Origin of the sequence: Paucibacter sp. XJ19-41 (assembly GCF_028462495.1) — a bacterium.
GTDB lineage: Bacteria > Pseudomonadota > Gammaproteobacteria > Burkholderiales > Burkholderiaceae_C > Roseateles_E.
Window position 1 is genome coordinate 1 of sequence record NZ_JAQOWX010000018.1, and the last position, 15,483, is coordinate 15,483.

The window sequence follows — 15,483 nt, forward strand, 5'->3', positions numbered from 1 at the left end:
ATGCGGGCCGAGGGCAAGGAGTACGTCGTCAAGGATGGCGATGTGCTGAACTTCCTGTTCAACGTCTGACGGCAATCGAGGCGTGCCGCTGAATGAACCACGCGGTGCGCCGGGAAATGCTGCGTACCATGATGCATGGACCGCACCGACGGGCTCGTCGAGACGGGGCCGGCCACCCAAGCTCGCACCGCCCATCTTCAGGGTGATGGAACTGTAAGCTCTGACAGCTTGATGCCTCAGATCCTTTTCATAGACTCGCACGCGCTATTGAACTGGCAAATGCCACCACCTGAAGGGTGGCCAGAACGATGACTGACGGCTGACGAAGAGCGCCCCACAGACCATCGATGACCAGGACAACCGCAGCAATAAATGCGTGTGGCATGGGATGGAGGGGAGCAGATGTATCACATCGACGAAAGACCATTCGCCAGCACTCAGGCGTTGGCGGAAGTCTTCAACGAACTGGATTCCGTCGGTAACGTCGCCGAGTTGAAGGCGACGCTCGGCAGGGTCTGCAAAGGCCTTGGATTCGACAAGTTCCTCCTTACCATGGTGATGCCGACCATGACGGGGAGGTACAGCAAGTTCACGCTGACAAACTATCCGGAAGACTGGTCGGAGATCTACCTTAGACATAAGTACTTCCACGTGGACCCCGTATTGCACCACTGCAGACTGCGCTCCACGCCGATCGACTGGCGGGACTTGCGCTGCCCCGCCGCAGTAGGTCTGGATCAGTTTCTACCGTTCACGGAACAGGTCAGGCAGTTCGGCCTGCTCAACGGTGTGAGCGTGCCATTGCGCGGCGTGGGTGGGGCCTGGGGACTGCTCAGCCTGAACTACGCCGACACCACGGGTGCGGGCAGACGGAGCTGGACCGACATGGCCACCGCCAAGCTGCTGGGCTCCTACTTGCAGGATGCTGTCTATCGCTTGATCGTGGAGCAGGGACGTGAGCCGCGCAAGGAGGGCCTCTCCGCCCGCGAGACCGAGTGCCTACACTGGATCTGTGCCGGCAAGACCGCCGGCGAGGTAGCCCAGATACTCGAGATCTGCGAATCCACGGTGGTGTTCCATCTGAAGAACATCATGCGCAAGACGGACGCCGTCAACCGGCTACAAGCCGCTGTCCGGTCGAGTCACTGGCTTGCCACCGACCCGGATTTCTTCTTCTCTAATTCGGCCGCCGCTCCTTTGCTGGAACAGTTTGGTTCGATGGGCTAGGGCCCGTTGTTGAGCAGGCTCTGGTTGCGAGGCTTCGTCGGGCTGCGGGCCGGGCCGCTCGGGACCTGCGGCTCGGCCCCGCTCAAACCAGTACTTCGGCCGGCCCCGGGTGCCCAAGGAAGCCAGTCGGACTTGCAGACAGGCCATAGGCCCCCGACTGGGCGACCACCACCAGATCCCCGTCCTGCGCCACCGGCAGGGCCATGCGGTCACCCAGCAAGTCAAGCGGCGTACAGAGCGGGCCTACGACCGAGACCACCTCCGTCCCACCCTGCTCCCCTTGCACGCGGTTGCCGATCAGCACGGGATAGTTCTTGCGTAGAACTTGCCCGAAATTGCCGCTGGCGGCCAGATGATGGTGCATCCCGCCATCGGTCACGAGGAAGACCTCGCCGCGCGAGACCTTGCGATCGAGGACACGGCACACGTAGAGGCCGGCTTCGCCGACGAGATAGCGCCCCAGCTCGATCACCAGTCGCGCCGACGGAAGTTCGCCCGCCGCCGTCGCCGCGAGCTCATGCAGGTGCGCGCCGACCGCCGCGAGATCGAGCGGGCGGTCGTTCGGGAAGTACGGGATGCCGAAGCCGCCGCCCAGGTTGAGCACGCGCGGCGCACACGGGGCGTGTTCACTCAGACGCACCGCCAACGCGAAGGCCTTGGTCTGCGCCTCGCAGACAGCCGCAGCATCCAGATTCTGCGAGCCCCAGAAAATGTGAAACCCTTCGAAATCGAGCTCTCGGGACCGGATCTCATGCAGCGCCTGCGGTACCGCTTCGGCATCGATGCCGAAGGGCTTTGCACCGCCGCCCATGCGCATCCCGGACGAGCGCAGCTCGAAGTCCGGGTTCACGCGCACCGCCACGCGCGCCGCGCGACCATAGCGCCGGGACAGCTCGCCGAGCAGTCGGATCTCGCGCATCGACTCAACATTGACCAGCACCCCGGCCATCAGCGCCTGTTCCAGCTCGGCCTCCGTCTTTCCCGGGCCGGCGAAGCTGATGTCCCGGACCGGCATGCCGGTGTCCAGCACCAGTTGCAGTTCGCCGCCGGAAGCCACGTCGAAGCCGTCGACCTGCCCGGACATCCAGCCGACCAGCGCCGGCATCGGATTGGCCTTCACCGCATAGTGCAGCTCGACGCTCGTCGGCAATGCGGCCCGCAGCGCCGCGATCCGCTGCGCCAGCAGCGCGCGGTCGTAGACGTAGAACGGTGTGCGTCCGACGCGCGCGGCCAGTTCGGGCAGCGTCATGCCGCCAACCTGCAAGGCATTCGCGTGAACGGGCCATGAGAGCGGCGCGCCGGCATGACCCAGCGTCATGTTGTGTCGGGTGTCAGTCATGATGTCGTGTTGATCAGAGCCGCGAAGTCCGCACGGTCACGGCGATGCATGCTGCTGACCATCTGCCTCTGCATGTCTCCGGTCCCTTCCAGGATGTCGAAGGCTTTCGCGTCCCGATAGGCGCGTTCGAGCCTGGACCCGGGGCGCAGCGCCTGCACGCCCGCGATGCGCAGGGCCTGTTCGGCCAGTTCCATGGCCACCCGCGACGCGTAGGCCTTGGCCATGGAGGCGTCCTTCGACATCGGAATGCCGTGGTCGAACTTCCAGGCCGCCTTCAGGCCCAGCAGGCGGGCGCCGTAGATCTTCCGATCCATTTCGAGCAGGATCGTCTCCACATCGCGGCCGCTCAGGCGCCGGCTCGCCCCACCCTCGCTCAGCAGCTCCGCCAGCGCATCGCGGATGCGACGGCAGGTTCCTACGATCACGCTGGTCAGCATCGGACGCATGAAATCCCAGGCGCCCTGCGCGCCAGAGAAGGCATCGAGATGCCGACCGACATGCGGCCCCCACAAAAGCCTGTCTTCGCCGACCTCGCAATCCTGGAAGGACAGCACGGCCAACTGGCTCGCCCGCAATCCAAGCATCCGCTCCGTACGCACGACCTCGAAGCCGGGGGTGTCTCGATCCACCACGAACGCCCGGATCCCGAACCGGCCGCGCGAAGTGTCCAGCGTCGCGAACACCACCACCTGGTCGGCACGCGCCCCGTTCGTGATGAAGCACTTGCTGCCATTGAGCACATAGCCTCCGGCGCAGCGGCGCGCCGTGGTCCGTAAGGCCGTGGCATCCGATCCGGCATGGGGCTCGGTGATCGCGAAGGCGCCCCAGCGCGGCAGGTCCGATCGATAGATCGAGAAGAAGCGCGCCTGCTGCTCCTGCGAGCCGAGTGCGCTGAGCGGTGGCATCGACAGACCCGGACCAGGCAGCGCGATCGCATACCCGGGATCGGCGCGACCGACCTCCTCGTAAAGCGACACGCGCTCCACAGCCGAAGGCAGATGGCCTTCCGGATTGAACTGACGCGGCACGAGCATCATGTTCAGCCCACGCACGTCGACCTCGTCCCAGAAGGCATCCGGAATCTCCCCGGTGCGGTCGGTATGGGGAGAGTGCCGTTCGATCGCCGCGATCAGCGCGTTGAAGTCGCAACCGAGCGAAGCCTGCTGGGCCCGGGCGAAGTCGCCGAGCCGGTCAATATCGAGTTGGATCATGCTTGGGTTCCTTCCGCGCGCCCGCGCGTCACGAGGAAGTCCTCGATGAACAGGGCGTCGATGCCGGTATTCAGGAAAGTTGCGATGGCTTCGCTGGCGGTGGGGACGATGGGCTGCCCCTTCACATTGAAGCTGGTGTTGAGCACCATGCCGCAGCCGGTGCGCTCGCGCACGGCCAGCAGCAGGGCATGGAAGGCCGCATTGCCCGAGCCCTCGACGGTCTGGACTCGCGCCGTCCCGTCGACATGGGTGATGGCTGGGAAATGCGCGCGCCAGGGCTCGCGCACGCGGGCCACCATCGTCATGTACGGGAGCTCGGCCTGCGGCTCCAGCTCGAACCATGTCGCGGCCTCCTCGCGCAGCACCGCCGGGGCGAAGGGGCGGAATGCCTCGCGCTTCTTAACTGCGCGGTTGATACGTTCGCGCATGTCCGGGTGGCGCGGATCGGCCAGGATGCTGCGATTGCCCAATGCGCGCGCGCCGAACTCCATGCGGCCACGGAACCAGCTGATCACCTCGCCCGCAGCGATGCAGGCGCTGGCCGCGGCACAGGTCTGCGCCAGCGAGTCGAACCGTTGCACCTCGATGCGATCACCGAACTGCGCCAGCGCGTTCTCGATGTCCTGCGCGCTGCTCGACGGACCCCGATAAGGGGTGGACAGCCGGCGTACCGCCAGCGGCCGGCACAGCGACGCGCGGTGCAGGGCCGCGCCCATAGCGCAGCCGTCGTCGCCCGAAGCGGGTCCGACATGAACCTCGTCGAACAGGCCGCTGCGGCGCAGGGCACCGCTGGCACTGCAGTTGAGTGCCACGCCGCCCGCATAGGCCAGGCGTCGGTGGCCGGTCAACGCCTGGTAATAGCGGCACAGGTGGAAAACGGCCTGCTCGAGCCGCTGCTGCAGAGCCGCCGCCACGTCGGAGTGGACCTGCCCGACCTCTCCCGCAGGCAGACGCGCGGGCAGCAGGTGCTCGGCCAGATAGGCGCGCGAGCCCAGGTACCGCATGCGTTCCTCGGGCGTCTTGTTCAGCTTCAGCATCGGGATGTCGATGCCGCCGTCGTCGAGCAGCCGCAGCTCGCGTTCGAAGAATCCCTTGAAGCGTTCAGGATCGCCATAGGGCGCCAAGCCCATGATCTTGTATTCGTCGGCGTTGAAGTCGAAGCCCAGGTGAAACGTCACCAGCGAATAGAGAATGCCGACCGAGTCGCTGGCCGAGACATGACCCAGTTCGCGCAGCCGGCCATCGCGCCCCTCGTAGGCCGAGGCGCTCACGGCCTCGCCCTGCGCGTCAATGACCATCACCAGACAGTCGGACCAGCCCGAGGTGTAGTAGACGCTCGCGGCATGGGAGAGGTGATGATCCATCTGCACGAACCGCCTGGAGTCGAATCCAGGGAACGCTTTCTTCACCGCATCCAGCTGCGCATCGCGCGAGAGCACTTCCCGGTAGAACTGCGCCCCATGCTCGCCAATGCTCAGCAACTGCTCCAGGCGCGTGTAGTCGAAGCCGTGGACCACCTCGTCGACGTCGTGGATGTCGATGCCGCCCTCCTTCAGGCAGTAGCGGATCGCATCCGCCGGGAACTCGCCCGTGTGGGTGACCCCGCAGAAGCGCTCTTGCGCGGCGGCGGCCACGACCTCCCCGTCGCGCACCAGCACGGCGGCGGAATCGTGCCCCTGTGTCAGGCGGTACTCGCGCTCGTCGAGTCCGGGCTGCGCACGACGCTGGAATGGGACAGCGTGCGTCAGCCCGCTGATGCCGATGACATTCATATTGCTCTCACTCTTGACTGACCAGGTCCTGGCCTGGCTGCTGCGCGAGCTGGCTCAGCTGCGCCGGATACAGGCCGTAGGGGCCGACGAACTCGCACAGCCAGGCGCTGATAGCCGCACCGTTCTGCAACCATTTCGCGGTCGGCAACCCGTCCACGTAGCCGTGCGCGCCGCCGATCTGCAAGGCATCGCGAAACACATGCTGCGAAGCGTCGCGCAGCTGGGCTGCGAGCATCGGCAAGCCGACTCTGTCCGGCCGGCTGGCCGCCTGCCACAGCAACAGCTTGCTCGACTCGAACTGGATCAGGATGTCCGCCAGGCGGGCCGCCACCAACTGATGCTGGATGATGGGCCGGCCGAAGCTCTGACGCTCCTCCGCGTAGCCAAGCGCAAACTCGGTCGCCGCACGCATCGCCCCCACCAGCGCGCCGCCGAGCGCCAGACCGACGCTGGATCGCGCGGCGTCCAGCGCGGCCACGTCGGCGCGATAGTTCGCGGCGCCCGCCATGGCCTGGGCGTTGAGCAACCGGAATCCCAGCCGTTCGAAGCCCGCCTCCTCCAGGTCCTGGCGCGACCGCGCCAGCATGTCGCCCGTCAGGCATGCAAGCGCGAGGCCCCCGGCCGTCACGGCAGGCCCCACCGCCAGCACGGCGTCGGACCGTCCGAACAGGCAGGCGCCGCCGTGCGAATCGCCAGCCGCCAGGGCAACGCTCAGCTGGCCGGAGAGCAGCCGCCCCCGCTCCTCGTCGTCGAGAAAGCTCGGGCCGGCCGCATCGGCGAGCCAAGCCGCGCAGACAGGCAGCAGCAGGTCCACGGCGGACTCGAGATCAGCCGCGCCGAGTTCCTCGCTGACCAACGCGAGCATCAGCGGATCCGCCGTTTCATCGCCCGCGCCCTCGTCACCGCACGCGCGGGAACGCAGCGCGAAGTGCTCCAGGCCAAGCTGCGCGCCATCGAGCAGGATGCGCTCGCGCTCCTCGCGGCGACTGCCGACCCCGCAGGCAGCCAGCCTGCGGCTCAGGCGCTGGCCGAAGCGCTGCGCCGTGTCGCGCACACTGCTCTGGATGTCGCTGTAGCGAAGGCTGAAACTTTCGGCAATGCAGTCCTGAATGGTCTTGCTCATGGTCGATCTCCGTCGATGGTCTTGCTGGCAGCCTCGGGGCGGAGTTGCGCCGCCAGAAGGTTGCGGTCGTACTTGCCGTTCCCGTTCAGCGGAAGCGACTTCATTGCGATGAAGCGGGCCGGCACCATGTACTGGGGCAGCTTTCTACGGCAATGCTCAAGCACGGTTGGCAACTTGCAGCCCTCCTGCCCGACCACGTAGACCACGATCTGCTGACCCAACTCGGGATGTGCTTCGCCGACGGCCACCGCCTCCAGGACACCCTCGGAGGCAAGCACGACCTCTTCGATCTCGGTGGGACTGACGCGGTATCCCGAGGTCTTGATCATGCTGTCCCCGCGCTCGACGAAGTACAGGAAACCCTCGGCGTCACGGCGCACCAGATCGCCCGACCAGACTGCCGTGCGCGGCCGCAAGCCCGGGGCCGCCGGATCGTGGAAAGGGCGAAAGCGGTGCTCGGTCAGATCCTGCCGTTTCCAGTAGCCCTGCGCGACATGGGCGCCCAGATGGACGAGCTCGCCGACCTCGTCCGGGCCGCATTCGGTGCCGTCGGGACGCAGCACCAGGATCCGAGCGTTCGGGATCGCCTTGCCGATCGATTCGGGACGCCGGTCGAGCTCGGAAGGATCCAGGTAGGTTGAGCGGAATGCTTCGGTCAGCCCGTACATCAGGAAGGGCCGCGCCGCCGGGAAGGCCTCGCGCAGGCGCTGCAGGAGCCCCCGTGGCATATGCCCGCCGGTATTGGCGAAGTAGCGAAGCGGCGCGCCCACGCCATGCGGCCAGTCTGCGCCGGCGAGCTGGTGCCACAGCGCGGGTACGCCGGTGATGCCGGTGATCCCCTCGCTCTCGCATACGCTCACCACGTCCTTGGCCAGCAGGTAGTTGTGCAGCACGACCCTGGCGCCGCTGAAAAAGGCGGTGGTCACCTGGCTGAGCCCCGCATCGAAGCTCAGGGGCAGCACGCTAAGAATGCGATCGTGCGGACCGTTACCCAGATACTCGACGACGCTGCGCGCGCCCTCGATCAAATTGCGATGCGACAGCACCACCCCCTTGGGACGGCCCGTGGAGCCGGACGTGTACAGGATCGCTGCAATATCGTCGTCCAGGATTACGGCCGGAACATCCTCGGTTCGCAGGGCCCGCGCCATCAGCTCCAACCACCCCACCACGGTCTGTCCCAGGTCGGGCCGCGCTGCGGGGTTGTTATCCACCAGCATCACCGTCAGCAGGCTGTGCTGCTGCTTCAATAGCTCACCTAACTGCGCAGCCCGCAGGTTGGTGGTGACCAGCAGACTGGCCTCGCTGTCCTTCAGGATGTGGCAGGCCTGGTCAGGCTTGAGCTGCGGATTCAAGGGGACGAACACGGCGCCCATATGCGCCGCGGCGAGCATGGCAACGACCGTCTCGACGCGCTTGTCCAACCAGACGGCCACGCGATCACCCGGCTCCACGCCCAGGTCGACGAACGCCTGCGACGCACCCGTCACCAGGCACCAGAGCTCCAGGTAGCTGAGGCGCTCCGCCCCAGCCACGAGGGCCAGGTCAGCGGGTGCGCGGAGCGCAGAAAGTCGAACAATGTCAGTGATGTTTCGCATGGTCTTGCAGTACCTTGTGGATGACTTCATCAATGAATTCCTGCGTCAACTGCATGCGGCGGTGCAAGGCCACTGCCGCCACCGCGAATCCGGCAGCCAAGCCCACCCAGATGCCCTTCCCGCCCCAGCCGAGTCCGATCGCCAGGCCCCAGCAGCAGCCGAACCCGACACCCCAGTAGCCGAACGCCACGGCCGACAGCACGGACACCTCTCGGCAGGCGCGCAACATGGCGGCCAGCACCACGACCCAGGCGCGCAGGCCCTGCGTCAGGGCGCATAGCAGGACGAACCCGACGGCAGCCTCGACGATGGGCAGGGCCTTGGCATCGAGCATCAGCTCGACCGCAGGCTGCGGCCAGACGAGCAGCGCGGCGCCGCTGACCAGGGCGACCACCAGGGTCAGCTGCCGACTGGTATTGCAGACGCTCAGAGCGGCGTCGCGGTCGCCCTTGCCTATCGTCACGGCCAGCCGGACCATCGCTGCCTGCGACAGGCCCAGCGGCAGGATCAGCAGGACCTGCAGCCACTGCATCACCACAGTGTGCGCCGCGAGCGCCGTGACGCTGACCCAGCCCATCAGCCAGTAGGAAGAGCTCAACAACAAGGTCTCGATGAAGAGCACCGCGCCATTGGGCAGGCCGGTGCCCAGCAGCTGCCGCCACAGCGCGCGATCAAACCAGCGCCCCGCGCCTCCGGCGCGGAAGTAGGTACTCGTGAGGCTGCCCATTCGCAGCACCGCGAGCTGGGCAACAAGCATGACGATGTTGCTGAGACTCATGCTCCAGCCGATGCCGGCCAACCCCAGCTTGGGCATGCCCCACCAGCCGTTGATCAGAACCAAGTTGCCGAGCAAGTTGACCAAGAGTCCCAGCAGCCCGATCCACACCGCCGAGGCGGTACGCTGCACCGCATAGACTGTGGACCTGGCCACCGTCAGCAGCAGGCCGGGCAGCAGGCCCACCAGCAGCGACAGCGTATAAGGCTCGGCAGCTGCGGCCACGCCCGGCGCCAACGGCACGAGCTGGAGCAGCCAGGGTAGCGCCAGAAGCAGCAGCGTCATCGGCACGCCGAGCAGCACCGTGATCGCGAACATGGCCCGCAGCACGCTGCTGGCCAGCCCGTGCTGCTGCGCGCTCACCGCAGAGCTGAACATCGGCATCATCCCCTGCAGCACGCCGAAATGGCTCAGGTTCAGGAAGAGCAGGACGCTGCCGATCAGCCCGCCCGCAGCCAGCGCGGTGCCGCCGAGTTCCGCCATCATCACCGTGCTGAGCACCGCCATCCCGACCTGGCTCAGCTGGCCGAGAACGATGGTGAAGGCGAAGCGCGTCAGCGCACCGGCCTCGGCGCCGTCCCAGCGCTGCCAGAGCGACGGGACGGCGGAGGCGGTCATGACGCCGGCCGCGTCGCCGAAGGGGGGCCGCCGCTCCGCGCTCATGGCGCCACCACCATGGCGCCATAGCACCCGCACAGGCCGTTCGAGTAAAGCACCAGCGGACGATCTTCCCCGCCCTTCCATTCGGAGAAATCGATGATGGCGTCGCAGCCGAAAACATGGCCCTTGCTCGCGAACCCGTCGGTGTGGAGCCGCTCGGGCGGCAGGCGCAGGAACCGCATCACCTTCTGCCACGCGGTCAGGCCAACGTGATGCGGCAGAATCGCGCCGATGTCACTCATCTCCAGGCCGGCGTCGTGCACGGCGCGACGCAGCGTCGCGGCGGTCGACAGGTAGTAGCCCTCGATGAACTCCATCGCCTCGAGGCTGCCGAGGTAGTAGCGCGCCTCGGTGCTGTTCGTCGTCGCCAGGACGCGGTTGCGCTCCCAGTCGCGCGTCAGCACCATAGCGCAGGCTCCGTCGCTGTGCATGCCACCGAGCTCGATGACCCGCAGATGATCGATCCCGCTGCGGATCTGATCCGAGGCCACCACGAGCACATGGCGCACCGAGGCGTCCGCACGCATCATGGTCTCGGCCAGTCGCACGGCCACGATCGGCGAGACACAGTTCTGCTGCGCCACGGAGAAGCACCGCGCCTTGCTCATCCCGAGACGGGACTGCAGGAAGCTCGTGAGACTTGCGGGCGGCGGCACGACGCTCTCGACGGCCGTGTGCGCGAACATCAGGACGTCGACCTCGGCCGCGTCGAGCTCTGCCTTCCCGAAGGCTGCAGCTGCGGCGTCCAGCGCCATCTCGCGCGTGGGCCTGTCGCAGCTGTCGTGATAGCGGCCCACCCCGTTGACACGCAGGGCCTCGACCCGATCCCGGGCCAGGCCGTGGCGCTGCGCCCATTCGCCGATGTCGAACGAACGGGGCGGCAGGTGGTAGGCCGCGGAACGGATTCCGAGCACGGGTTCTGTTTGGGCCATGATCAATGCGTCTGCGTTGAAGGAGTGGCGACGACGTCGCGATACTGGAAGAGGGCCGCCGCGCAGGCGCCCTCGAAGCCGCAGACCCAGGCCAGCGCCAGGTCTCCGTCGCGGAGTTGCGGTGATTGCCGCAGCTCGTGCAGACGCAGCAGCGGCTCGACGGTGCACAGATAGCCGTGCTCGCCGAAATCCGACGGTCCGCGCCGCTCGCCGCGCATGCCGCACAGCGCCTCCACGCGCGCGAGCACCGAGCGATTGAAATGGGGCGGCAGCGTCCATTTCAGATCGCTACCCTGCATGCGCCGCTCGGCCAGCATGGACAGGATTAGATCCGCCACGGGCGCCGCGAAGTCGGGCACGCTCGCCTGGCCAAGCAGGTAGCACCAGGGCTCCGCGAAGCCCGGAAGCGCCTGCGTGCTGCTGCGTACGTCGAGCACATGCCAGCCCGGACCGTCACCTGGTTCGAGCAGCCACGCTGCCGCCCCGTCGCCGAGCAGGGTCAGCGCACCGATCACGCGCGGGTACGGCTCGCGCCAGCGCTCGACCGAGCACAGCATCGCGCGCTGCAGGCCGGGGTCGGTCTTGAACATGTCGCGCAGCAGGCCCAGCGCGATGAAGGGCGATACCGCATCCTGCGATCCGATGGCGAAGGCCCCGGTATTCAGGCCGAGTTCGCACTGCAGGCGCAGGACCGACGACACATTGGTGTTGTGATCGTTGTCCAGCGAGGTCTGGCACAGGACGATGGCCTGCGGCGACGCAGCCGGCGCGGCTTCGAGCAGCCGCCTCATCGCCGTCACGCACATCTCGGGCATGCGCAGCTCGCGCTCGACGGCCACCTGGCCGAGACCGGCCCGCCCGCGCAGCTCGACGGCACTCACCGTCGCCACCGCATCGCAGACCGCGTCGGCGTCGTAGCCGTGCATGGCGAAGATGTGCTTGGTCAGCTCGCAGGTAGCCTCCCATTCCGGCACCGGAGAGCGCAGCGTGCGAGGGTCCAGCAGTTCATTCAACCCCAGCCTCGTCGCCGGCACATAGGCCGACGTGGCAACAATGCGCAGCGTCATGATGGGAACCTTTCGTGACAGCGGGAGATACTCACCATCGGCATCCCGACCATTCTTTGCTTCAAGCCGACTCGAGCTTCTTGATCACAAAGCCGAGCATGGTTCCGAAGTTGGTCAAGACCGCTGGACTCAGTTCGTCGTCGTTCAGCTTGATGCCGAACTGGTCCTCCATGGCCAGGAAGAGATCGACGACGGACATCGAATCGGCACCGAGATCGAAGGGGCTCGTGTCGTGCTGGATCGCCGCAGGTGCTATCTCGATGCGCAGCACGCGAATCACGAGGTTCTTCAGATCGGCTTCGATCTTGGCCTGGTCCAGATCAACCTTGTTCAGAACAGTCACATCGTCCTCCTAACGTCAGCAGTGGGTGGGGGGGGGTTCGCCGCAGACCGAATGACCGTGGCGCGTTCGAGCGAGCGAGATCATTGCATTGCTATCGCGGCTTGCCACCCCACAAATTTGATGGGTCGTCGCCTCTTTCGCCCCCATAGGAATGGGAGTTGTTGCGGCGCCGTCCGTACTACACACTGCCGGCCGACCACATCTGGGGAATCGCATGACAAGCACAGCCCTTGAAATCGCGCGGCTCGCGTGCTTCGTGCCCAAGGCCGTCGACATCGAACATGGCCTGGCGGGCCAAAAGTTTGAAGACAGGAACTGGGCCATGACCTTGGCGCAATGCGATGTGCGCTGGCACCTGGGCATGCCGGCGGAGCAATTGCCGTACGCGGACGGAGACATGCAGCGATTTGGAGTCGGAGCCGAAGCTCCCGAGTTGCCGTTTCCCGACCTGGCCAATGCCAAGGCGTTTGTCGCGGCAACAAAACTGCGCAGCACGTGCATTTGTGACGCCACGATGTCGGCATCGGACATGGCGGCGCGAGCCCTGCAATCATTGCTCGATGCCTGCTTGGCATCGGGTGAGACACCGAAGCCGGATTTCCTGCTGTACGCCCATGTGCAGCCGGAGCAGAACAGTAACCTGAACCCGGCCTTCAGGCTCCAGCACCTTCTCGGCGACGAAGAAGCGCTGCCCTTGGCGATTTCGCAGAACGATGTCGTGTCAACGTTCCGCGCGCTGGAACTGGCGCTGCGACTGGTGCAGGCTGGCGAGGCGCAAGAGCTGGTTCTGGTGGCCGCCGACAAGTGCATGCTGCCGGCGCCACGCCGGCTCGGCGACATCACATTGCTCGGCGATGCGGCCGGTGCGGCTTGGCTGCGCCGCGCAGGCCCCGGCTCGTCGCTGACCCTGCACGACGTGCTGGTCCAGCATGTCGATCACGAGCCATTGAGCCAGCTCGATCCGGCGCAATTGGCTTCGCTCGAGGCACAGTACGTCGAGGCGGCCGTCGAGAGCATCAAGGCGCTGCTATCACGCAACGGGATGAGCGGCACGGATCTGGGGGCGGTGGTGCCGCAACGCCTGCAGCGTCGCATGATGCAGGCCGTTCACGAGGGGCTGGGCATCCCGGCGACGCGCATCTGCGAGCACGACCTGGCTTCCCTCGGGAATCTCGCCAGCGCCGACTTGCTTGTCAGCCTTGAGGCGTTGCTGCGAGGGCCGGCGCCGGTGCGGCGCGACATGTGGCTGCTGGCGTGGTCGATCGGGATAGGCGGATATGTCGGCAGCGCGCTGCTGCGTTGGCGCGCCGGCGGCGAGGCGAAACCGAGGTAATGAAGATGCTGCAACAACCCACCATGAGCCAAGCCGTCAAGCTGGGCATAGCCGCAAGCACGTATCTGCTGGGTGACCTGCATGACGCCTATCGGGAATGGGCAGAGCCCGCCGGAAAAGACGCGGCGTTCGTCGGCCAGATGCGCCACTATGAGCTTGGGACCTTCTCGCGCGACGCAGGCGCATCGATCACTTCGCTTGTGGAACGGGCTTGTGACAAGTTCTTTGCCGAGAACGACGTGCAGCCGGCCTCCATTGATCTGGTGATCAATTTCCATTCGCTGCATGAGAGCGTGCCGGTTGCGCCGGACACGCTGGTGCAATTGCTGCGCCGCCGCCATGGCATGTCGCGCGCGCAGGGTTTTTCCATCGCTCAGCAACGCTGCGTGTCCTTCCTGACGATACTGCGCCTCCTACCCGCCCTGATGGCCGGCGACCCGACACTGCGCCGAGTGCTGGTGGTGGGCGCCGACATCGTGCATCAGGAGCGCTATCGCAATACCGACGCCATCGCCATGGAAGGCGATGGCGCCGTGGTGGCCCTGCTGGAGCGCGACTGTCCGCACAAGCAGCTGCTAGCGGCGGGTGTGCACACCCAAGGGCGCTATTTCCAGCACATGGACACGCCGGCCGACGCAGCGTCGGCTCAGCAGTACAGCCTCAGTTCGGCCCGAACCATGCAGACCTTGGCCAGCAGGACATTGGAGCGCGCCGGGCTGCAAGCCTCGCAATTGCGCGCCGTCCTTCCGCACAACGGGAACCTGCACTTTTGGCGACGTTTCGGGCGGCAGTTCGGACTGGGCGAGGAGTGCCTCTTCAGCGACAACATCGGCCGCAGCGGTCATATCTACGGCTGCGATGCGCTGATCAACCTGCACGACTGCCTGCGCCAGGGTCGTTTGAATGCGGGCGACCACTATCTGATCGGCGCCATCGCCTTCGGCCGCTCCTACGGCTGTGCGGTGCTGCGCGCTTGACACCACCCAACAATCCACTCACGAGGCTGGCATGAAATTTTCTCTGTTCTATGAAATGCAGATGTCCAACGATGAGCCCGGCACGGAGGCACGGACGTTTCACGAAGCGCTTGAACAGGCGGTGCTGGCCGACCAGCTCGGATTTCATTGCGTTTGGGCCGTCGAGCATCATGGCCTGTACGAGTACGCGCATTCCTCAGCCCCTGAAATCTTCCTGTCCTTCGTCGCCGCGCGCACCGAGCGCATCCGCCTGGGCCACGGCGTGACCCTCACGCCCCATAGATTCAATCATCCGATGCGCATTGCCGAACGGGTGGCGACTCTCGACATCCTGTCAGGTGGACGCGTCAACTGGGGATCGGGCAAGAGCAGCAGCGTAGTCGAAGCCAAGACCTTCGGAATTCCCGAAGAGGATCTGCACGGCCAATGGGAAGAGGCTCTCGAGATGGTGCCGGCCATGTGGCGGAACGAGGTCTTCGAGTGGTCCAGCGACACGTACAAGATCCCGCCGGTCCATATCGTTCCGAAGCCCGTGCAGAAGCCGCTGCCCCCGATGTTCGGGCCGACGGCGAACCCCCGTAGCCTTCAGCGGGTGGCGGAGCTGGGTCTCGGCGCGCTGAATTTCAGCATGGCCAGCTTCGAGGACCTCAAGCAGAAGGTGGACCTGTATCGCAGCGTGCATCGGGCCGCCCCTGCCCCCAAGAACTACGCTAAGAATGAACACTTCTGCGTGACGGTGAACACCTGCGTGCTGCCGGACGACGATGAGGCTTGCCGCCATGGCTTCCGCGGTGCGCGGTTCTTCCGCGACAGCTTTGCCAAATACTACTTCACCGACAAGCGGCCACCTCTGGGTGCGCTCGAGATCGATCGCGATCCGCTGTCGCCGATGGCGCATGCAATCGCGAAGAACTCGCGCTTCGTGGCAGGCAACAGTCACGGGCTGTCCATCATCGGCGACCCCGCCATCGCCCGGGACAAGGTCGGCATGTTCAAAGCCGCCGGCGTGGACGAGCTGATCCTGATCGTTCAGCTGGCCACCATACCGGGTGATGTCGTCCAGCGGGGCTTGCGGACATTCGCTGAAGAAGTCATGCCGCACTTCGGCTGATCACGAAAGGACTTC

At 65.9% G+C, this 15,483-nt stretch carries 14 protein-coding genes; 5 read left to right on the plus strand and 9 right to left on the minus strand.

Annotated features, from left to right (window positions below):
* The coding region (locus tag PO768_RS06755; RefSeq protein WP_272645500.1) for a DUF933 domain-containing protein at positions 1–69 on the plus strand (69 nt) is incomplete at its 5' end.
* Positions 70–402: 333 nt separating this feature from the next.
* On the plus strand, positions 403–1,227 hold the full coding sequence (locus PO768_RS06760; protein ID WP_272645452.1) for a LuxR family transcriptional regulator: 825 nt from the start codon (positions 403–405) through the stop codon (positions 1,225–1,227).
* 82 nt (positions 1,228–1,309) lie between these two features.
* On the opposite strand, the gene PO768_RS06765 is transcribed toward PO768_RS06760, so the two are convergent.
* The 9 genes from PO768_RS06765 to PO768_RS06805 all read right to left on the minus strand — a co-directional run bounded on the left by PO768_RS06765 (position 1,310) and on the right by PO768_RS06805 (position 12,047).
* Positions 1,310–2,566, minus strand: coding sequence for a pyridoxal-dependent decarboxylase, exosortase A system-associated (locus PO768_RS06765; RefSeq protein ID WP_442953192.1), 1,257 nt, complete (start codon positions 2,564–2,566; stop codon positions 1,310–1,312).
* Positions 2,563–3,777 (minus strand): acyl-CoA dehydrogenase family protein, encoded by a 1,215-nt coding sequence (locus tag PO768_RS06770; RefSeq protein ID WP_272645453.1) that lies wholly within the window; start codon positions 3,775–3,777, stop codon positions 2,563–2,565. Before PO768_RS06770 ends, PO768_RS06765 begins: the two co-directional genes overlap by 4 nt.
* Positions 3,774–5,549, minus strand: coding sequence for a carbamoyltransferase family protein (locus tag PO768_RS06775; protein ID WP_272645454.1), 1,776 nt, complete (start codon positions 5,547–5,549; stop codon positions 3,774–3,776). Before PO768_RS06775 ends, PO768_RS06770 begins: the two co-directional genes overlap by 4 nt.
* 7 nt (positions 5,550–5,556) lie before the next feature.
* Complete coding sequence (locus tag PO768_RS06780; protein ID WP_272645455.1) at positions 5,557–6,672, minus strand: acyl-CoA dehydrogenase family protein; 1,116 nt, start codon at positions 6,670–6,672, stop codon at positions 5,557–5,559.
* A complete protein-coding gene (locus PO768_RS06785; RefSeq protein WP_272645456.1) occupies positions 6,669–8,270 on the minus strand; it encodes an acyl-CoA ligase (AMP-forming), exosortase A system-associated in 1,602 nt (533 codons plus the stop codon). The genes PO768_RS06780 and PO768_RS06785 overlap by 4 nt, the downstream gene beginning before the upstream one ends.
* The gene (locus tag PO768_RS06790; RefSeq protein ID WP_336297752.1) at positions 8,254–9,789 is read right to left on the minus strand and encodes an MATE family efflux transporter; all 1,536 of its coding nucleotides are present in this window, start codon (positions 9,787–9,789) and stop codon (positions 8,254–8,256) included. Before PO768_RS06790 ends, PO768_RS06785 begins: the two co-directional genes overlap by 17 nt.
* Entirely contained in the window at positions 9,705–10,637 is a 933-nt protein-coding gene (locus tag PO768_RS06795) for a 3-oxoacyl-ACP synthase (RefSeq protein WP_272645457.1), read from the minus strand. Before PO768_RS06795 ends, PO768_RS06790 begins: the two co-directional genes overlap by 85 nt.
* A 2-nt stretch (positions 10,638–10,639) precedes the next feature.
* Positions 10,640–11,704 (minus strand): 3-oxoacyl-[acyl-carrier-protein] synthase III C-terminal domain-containing protein, encoded by a 1,065-nt coding sequence (locus PO768_RS06800; RefSeq protein WP_272645458.1) that lies wholly within the window; start codon positions 11,702–11,704, stop codon positions 10,640–10,642.
* Positions 11,705–11,765: 61 nt separating this feature from the next.
* Complete coding sequence (locus tag PO768_RS06805) at positions 11,766–12,047, minus strand: acyl carrier protein (RefSeq protein WP_272645459.1); 282 nt, start codon at positions 12,045–12,047, stop codon at positions 11,766–11,768.
* A gap of 214 nt (positions 12,048–12,261) precedes the next feature.
* Here PO768_RS06805 and PO768_RS06810 point away from each other — a divergent pair, with 214 nt between their 5' ends.
* The 3 genes from PO768_RS06810 to PO768_RS06820 are packed head-to-tail and all read left to right on the plus strand — an operon-like array spanning position 12,262 to position 15,468.
* Positions 12,262–13,380, plus strand: coding sequence for a 3-oxoacyl-[acyl-carrier-protein] synthase III C-terminal domain-containing protein (locus PO768_RS06810; RefSeq protein WP_272645460.1), 1,119 nt, complete (start codon positions 12,262–12,264; stop codon positions 13,378–13,380).
* Entirely contained in the window at positions 13,380–14,357 is a 978-nt protein-coding gene (locus PO768_RS06815; protein WP_272645461.1) for a 3-oxoacyl-[acyl-carrier-protein] synthase III C-terminal domain-containing protein, read from the plus strand. The genes PO768_RS06810 and PO768_RS06815 overlap by 1 nt, the downstream gene beginning before the upstream one ends.
* Positions 14,358–14,388: 31 nt before the next feature.
* Entirely contained in the window at positions 14,389–15,468 is a 1,080-nt protein-coding gene (locus tag PO768_RS06820) for an LLM class flavin-dependent oxidoreductase (RefSeq protein WP_272645462.1), read from the plus strand.
* Positions 15,469–15,483: the final 15 nt, after the last annotated feature.

Bases quoted from the DNA above. Each gene is read 5' to 3' on its own strand.
- PO768_RS06760 (WP_272645452.1), top strand. From the start codon at position 403: ATGTATCACATCGACGAAAGACCATTCGCCAGCACTCAGGCGTTGGCG.
- PO768_RS06765 (WP_442953192.1), bottom strand. From the start codon at position 2,566: ATGACTGACACCCGACACAACATGACGCTGGGTCATGCCGGCGCGCCG.
- PO768_RS06770 (WP_272645453.1), bottom strand. From the start codon at position 3,777: ATGATCCAACTCGATATTGACCGGCTCGGCGACTTCGCCCGGGCCCAG.
- PO768_RS06775 (WP_272645454.1), bottom strand. From the start codon at position 5,549: ATGAATGTCATCGGCATCAGCGGGCTGACGCACGCTGTCCCATTCCAG.
- PO768_RS06780 (WP_272645455.1), bottom strand. From the start codon at position 6,672: ATGAGCAAGACCATTCAGGACTGCATTGCCGAAAGTTTCAGCCTTCGC.
- PO768_RS06785 (WP_272645456.1), bottom strand. From the start codon at position 8,270: ATGCGAAACATCACTGACATTGTTCGACTTTCTGCGCTCCGCGCACCC.
- PO768_RS06790 (WP_336297752.1), bottom strand. From the start codon at position 9,789: ATGGAAGGGCGGGGAAGATCGTCCGCTGGTGCTTTACTCGAACGGCCT.
- PO768_RS06795 (WP_272645457.1), bottom strand. From the start codon at position 10,637: ATGGCCCAAACAGAACCCGTGCTCGGAATCCGTTCCGCGGCCTACCAC.
- PO768_RS06800 (WP_272645458.1), bottom strand. From the start codon at position 11,704: ATGACGCTGCGCATTGTTGCCACGTCGGCCTATGTGCCGGCGACGAGG.
- PO768_RS06810 (WP_272645460.1), top strand. From the start codon at position 12,262: ATGACAAGCACAGCCCTTGAAATCGCGCGGCTCGCGTGCTTCGTGCCC.
- PO768_RS06815 (WP_272645461.1), top strand. From the start codon at position 13,380: ATGAAGATGCTGCAACAACCCACCATGAGCCAAGCCGTCAAGCTGGGC.
- PO768_RS06820 (WP_272645462.1), top strand. From the start codon at position 14,389: ATGAAATTTTCTCTGTTCTATGAAATGCAGATGTCCAACGATGAGCCC.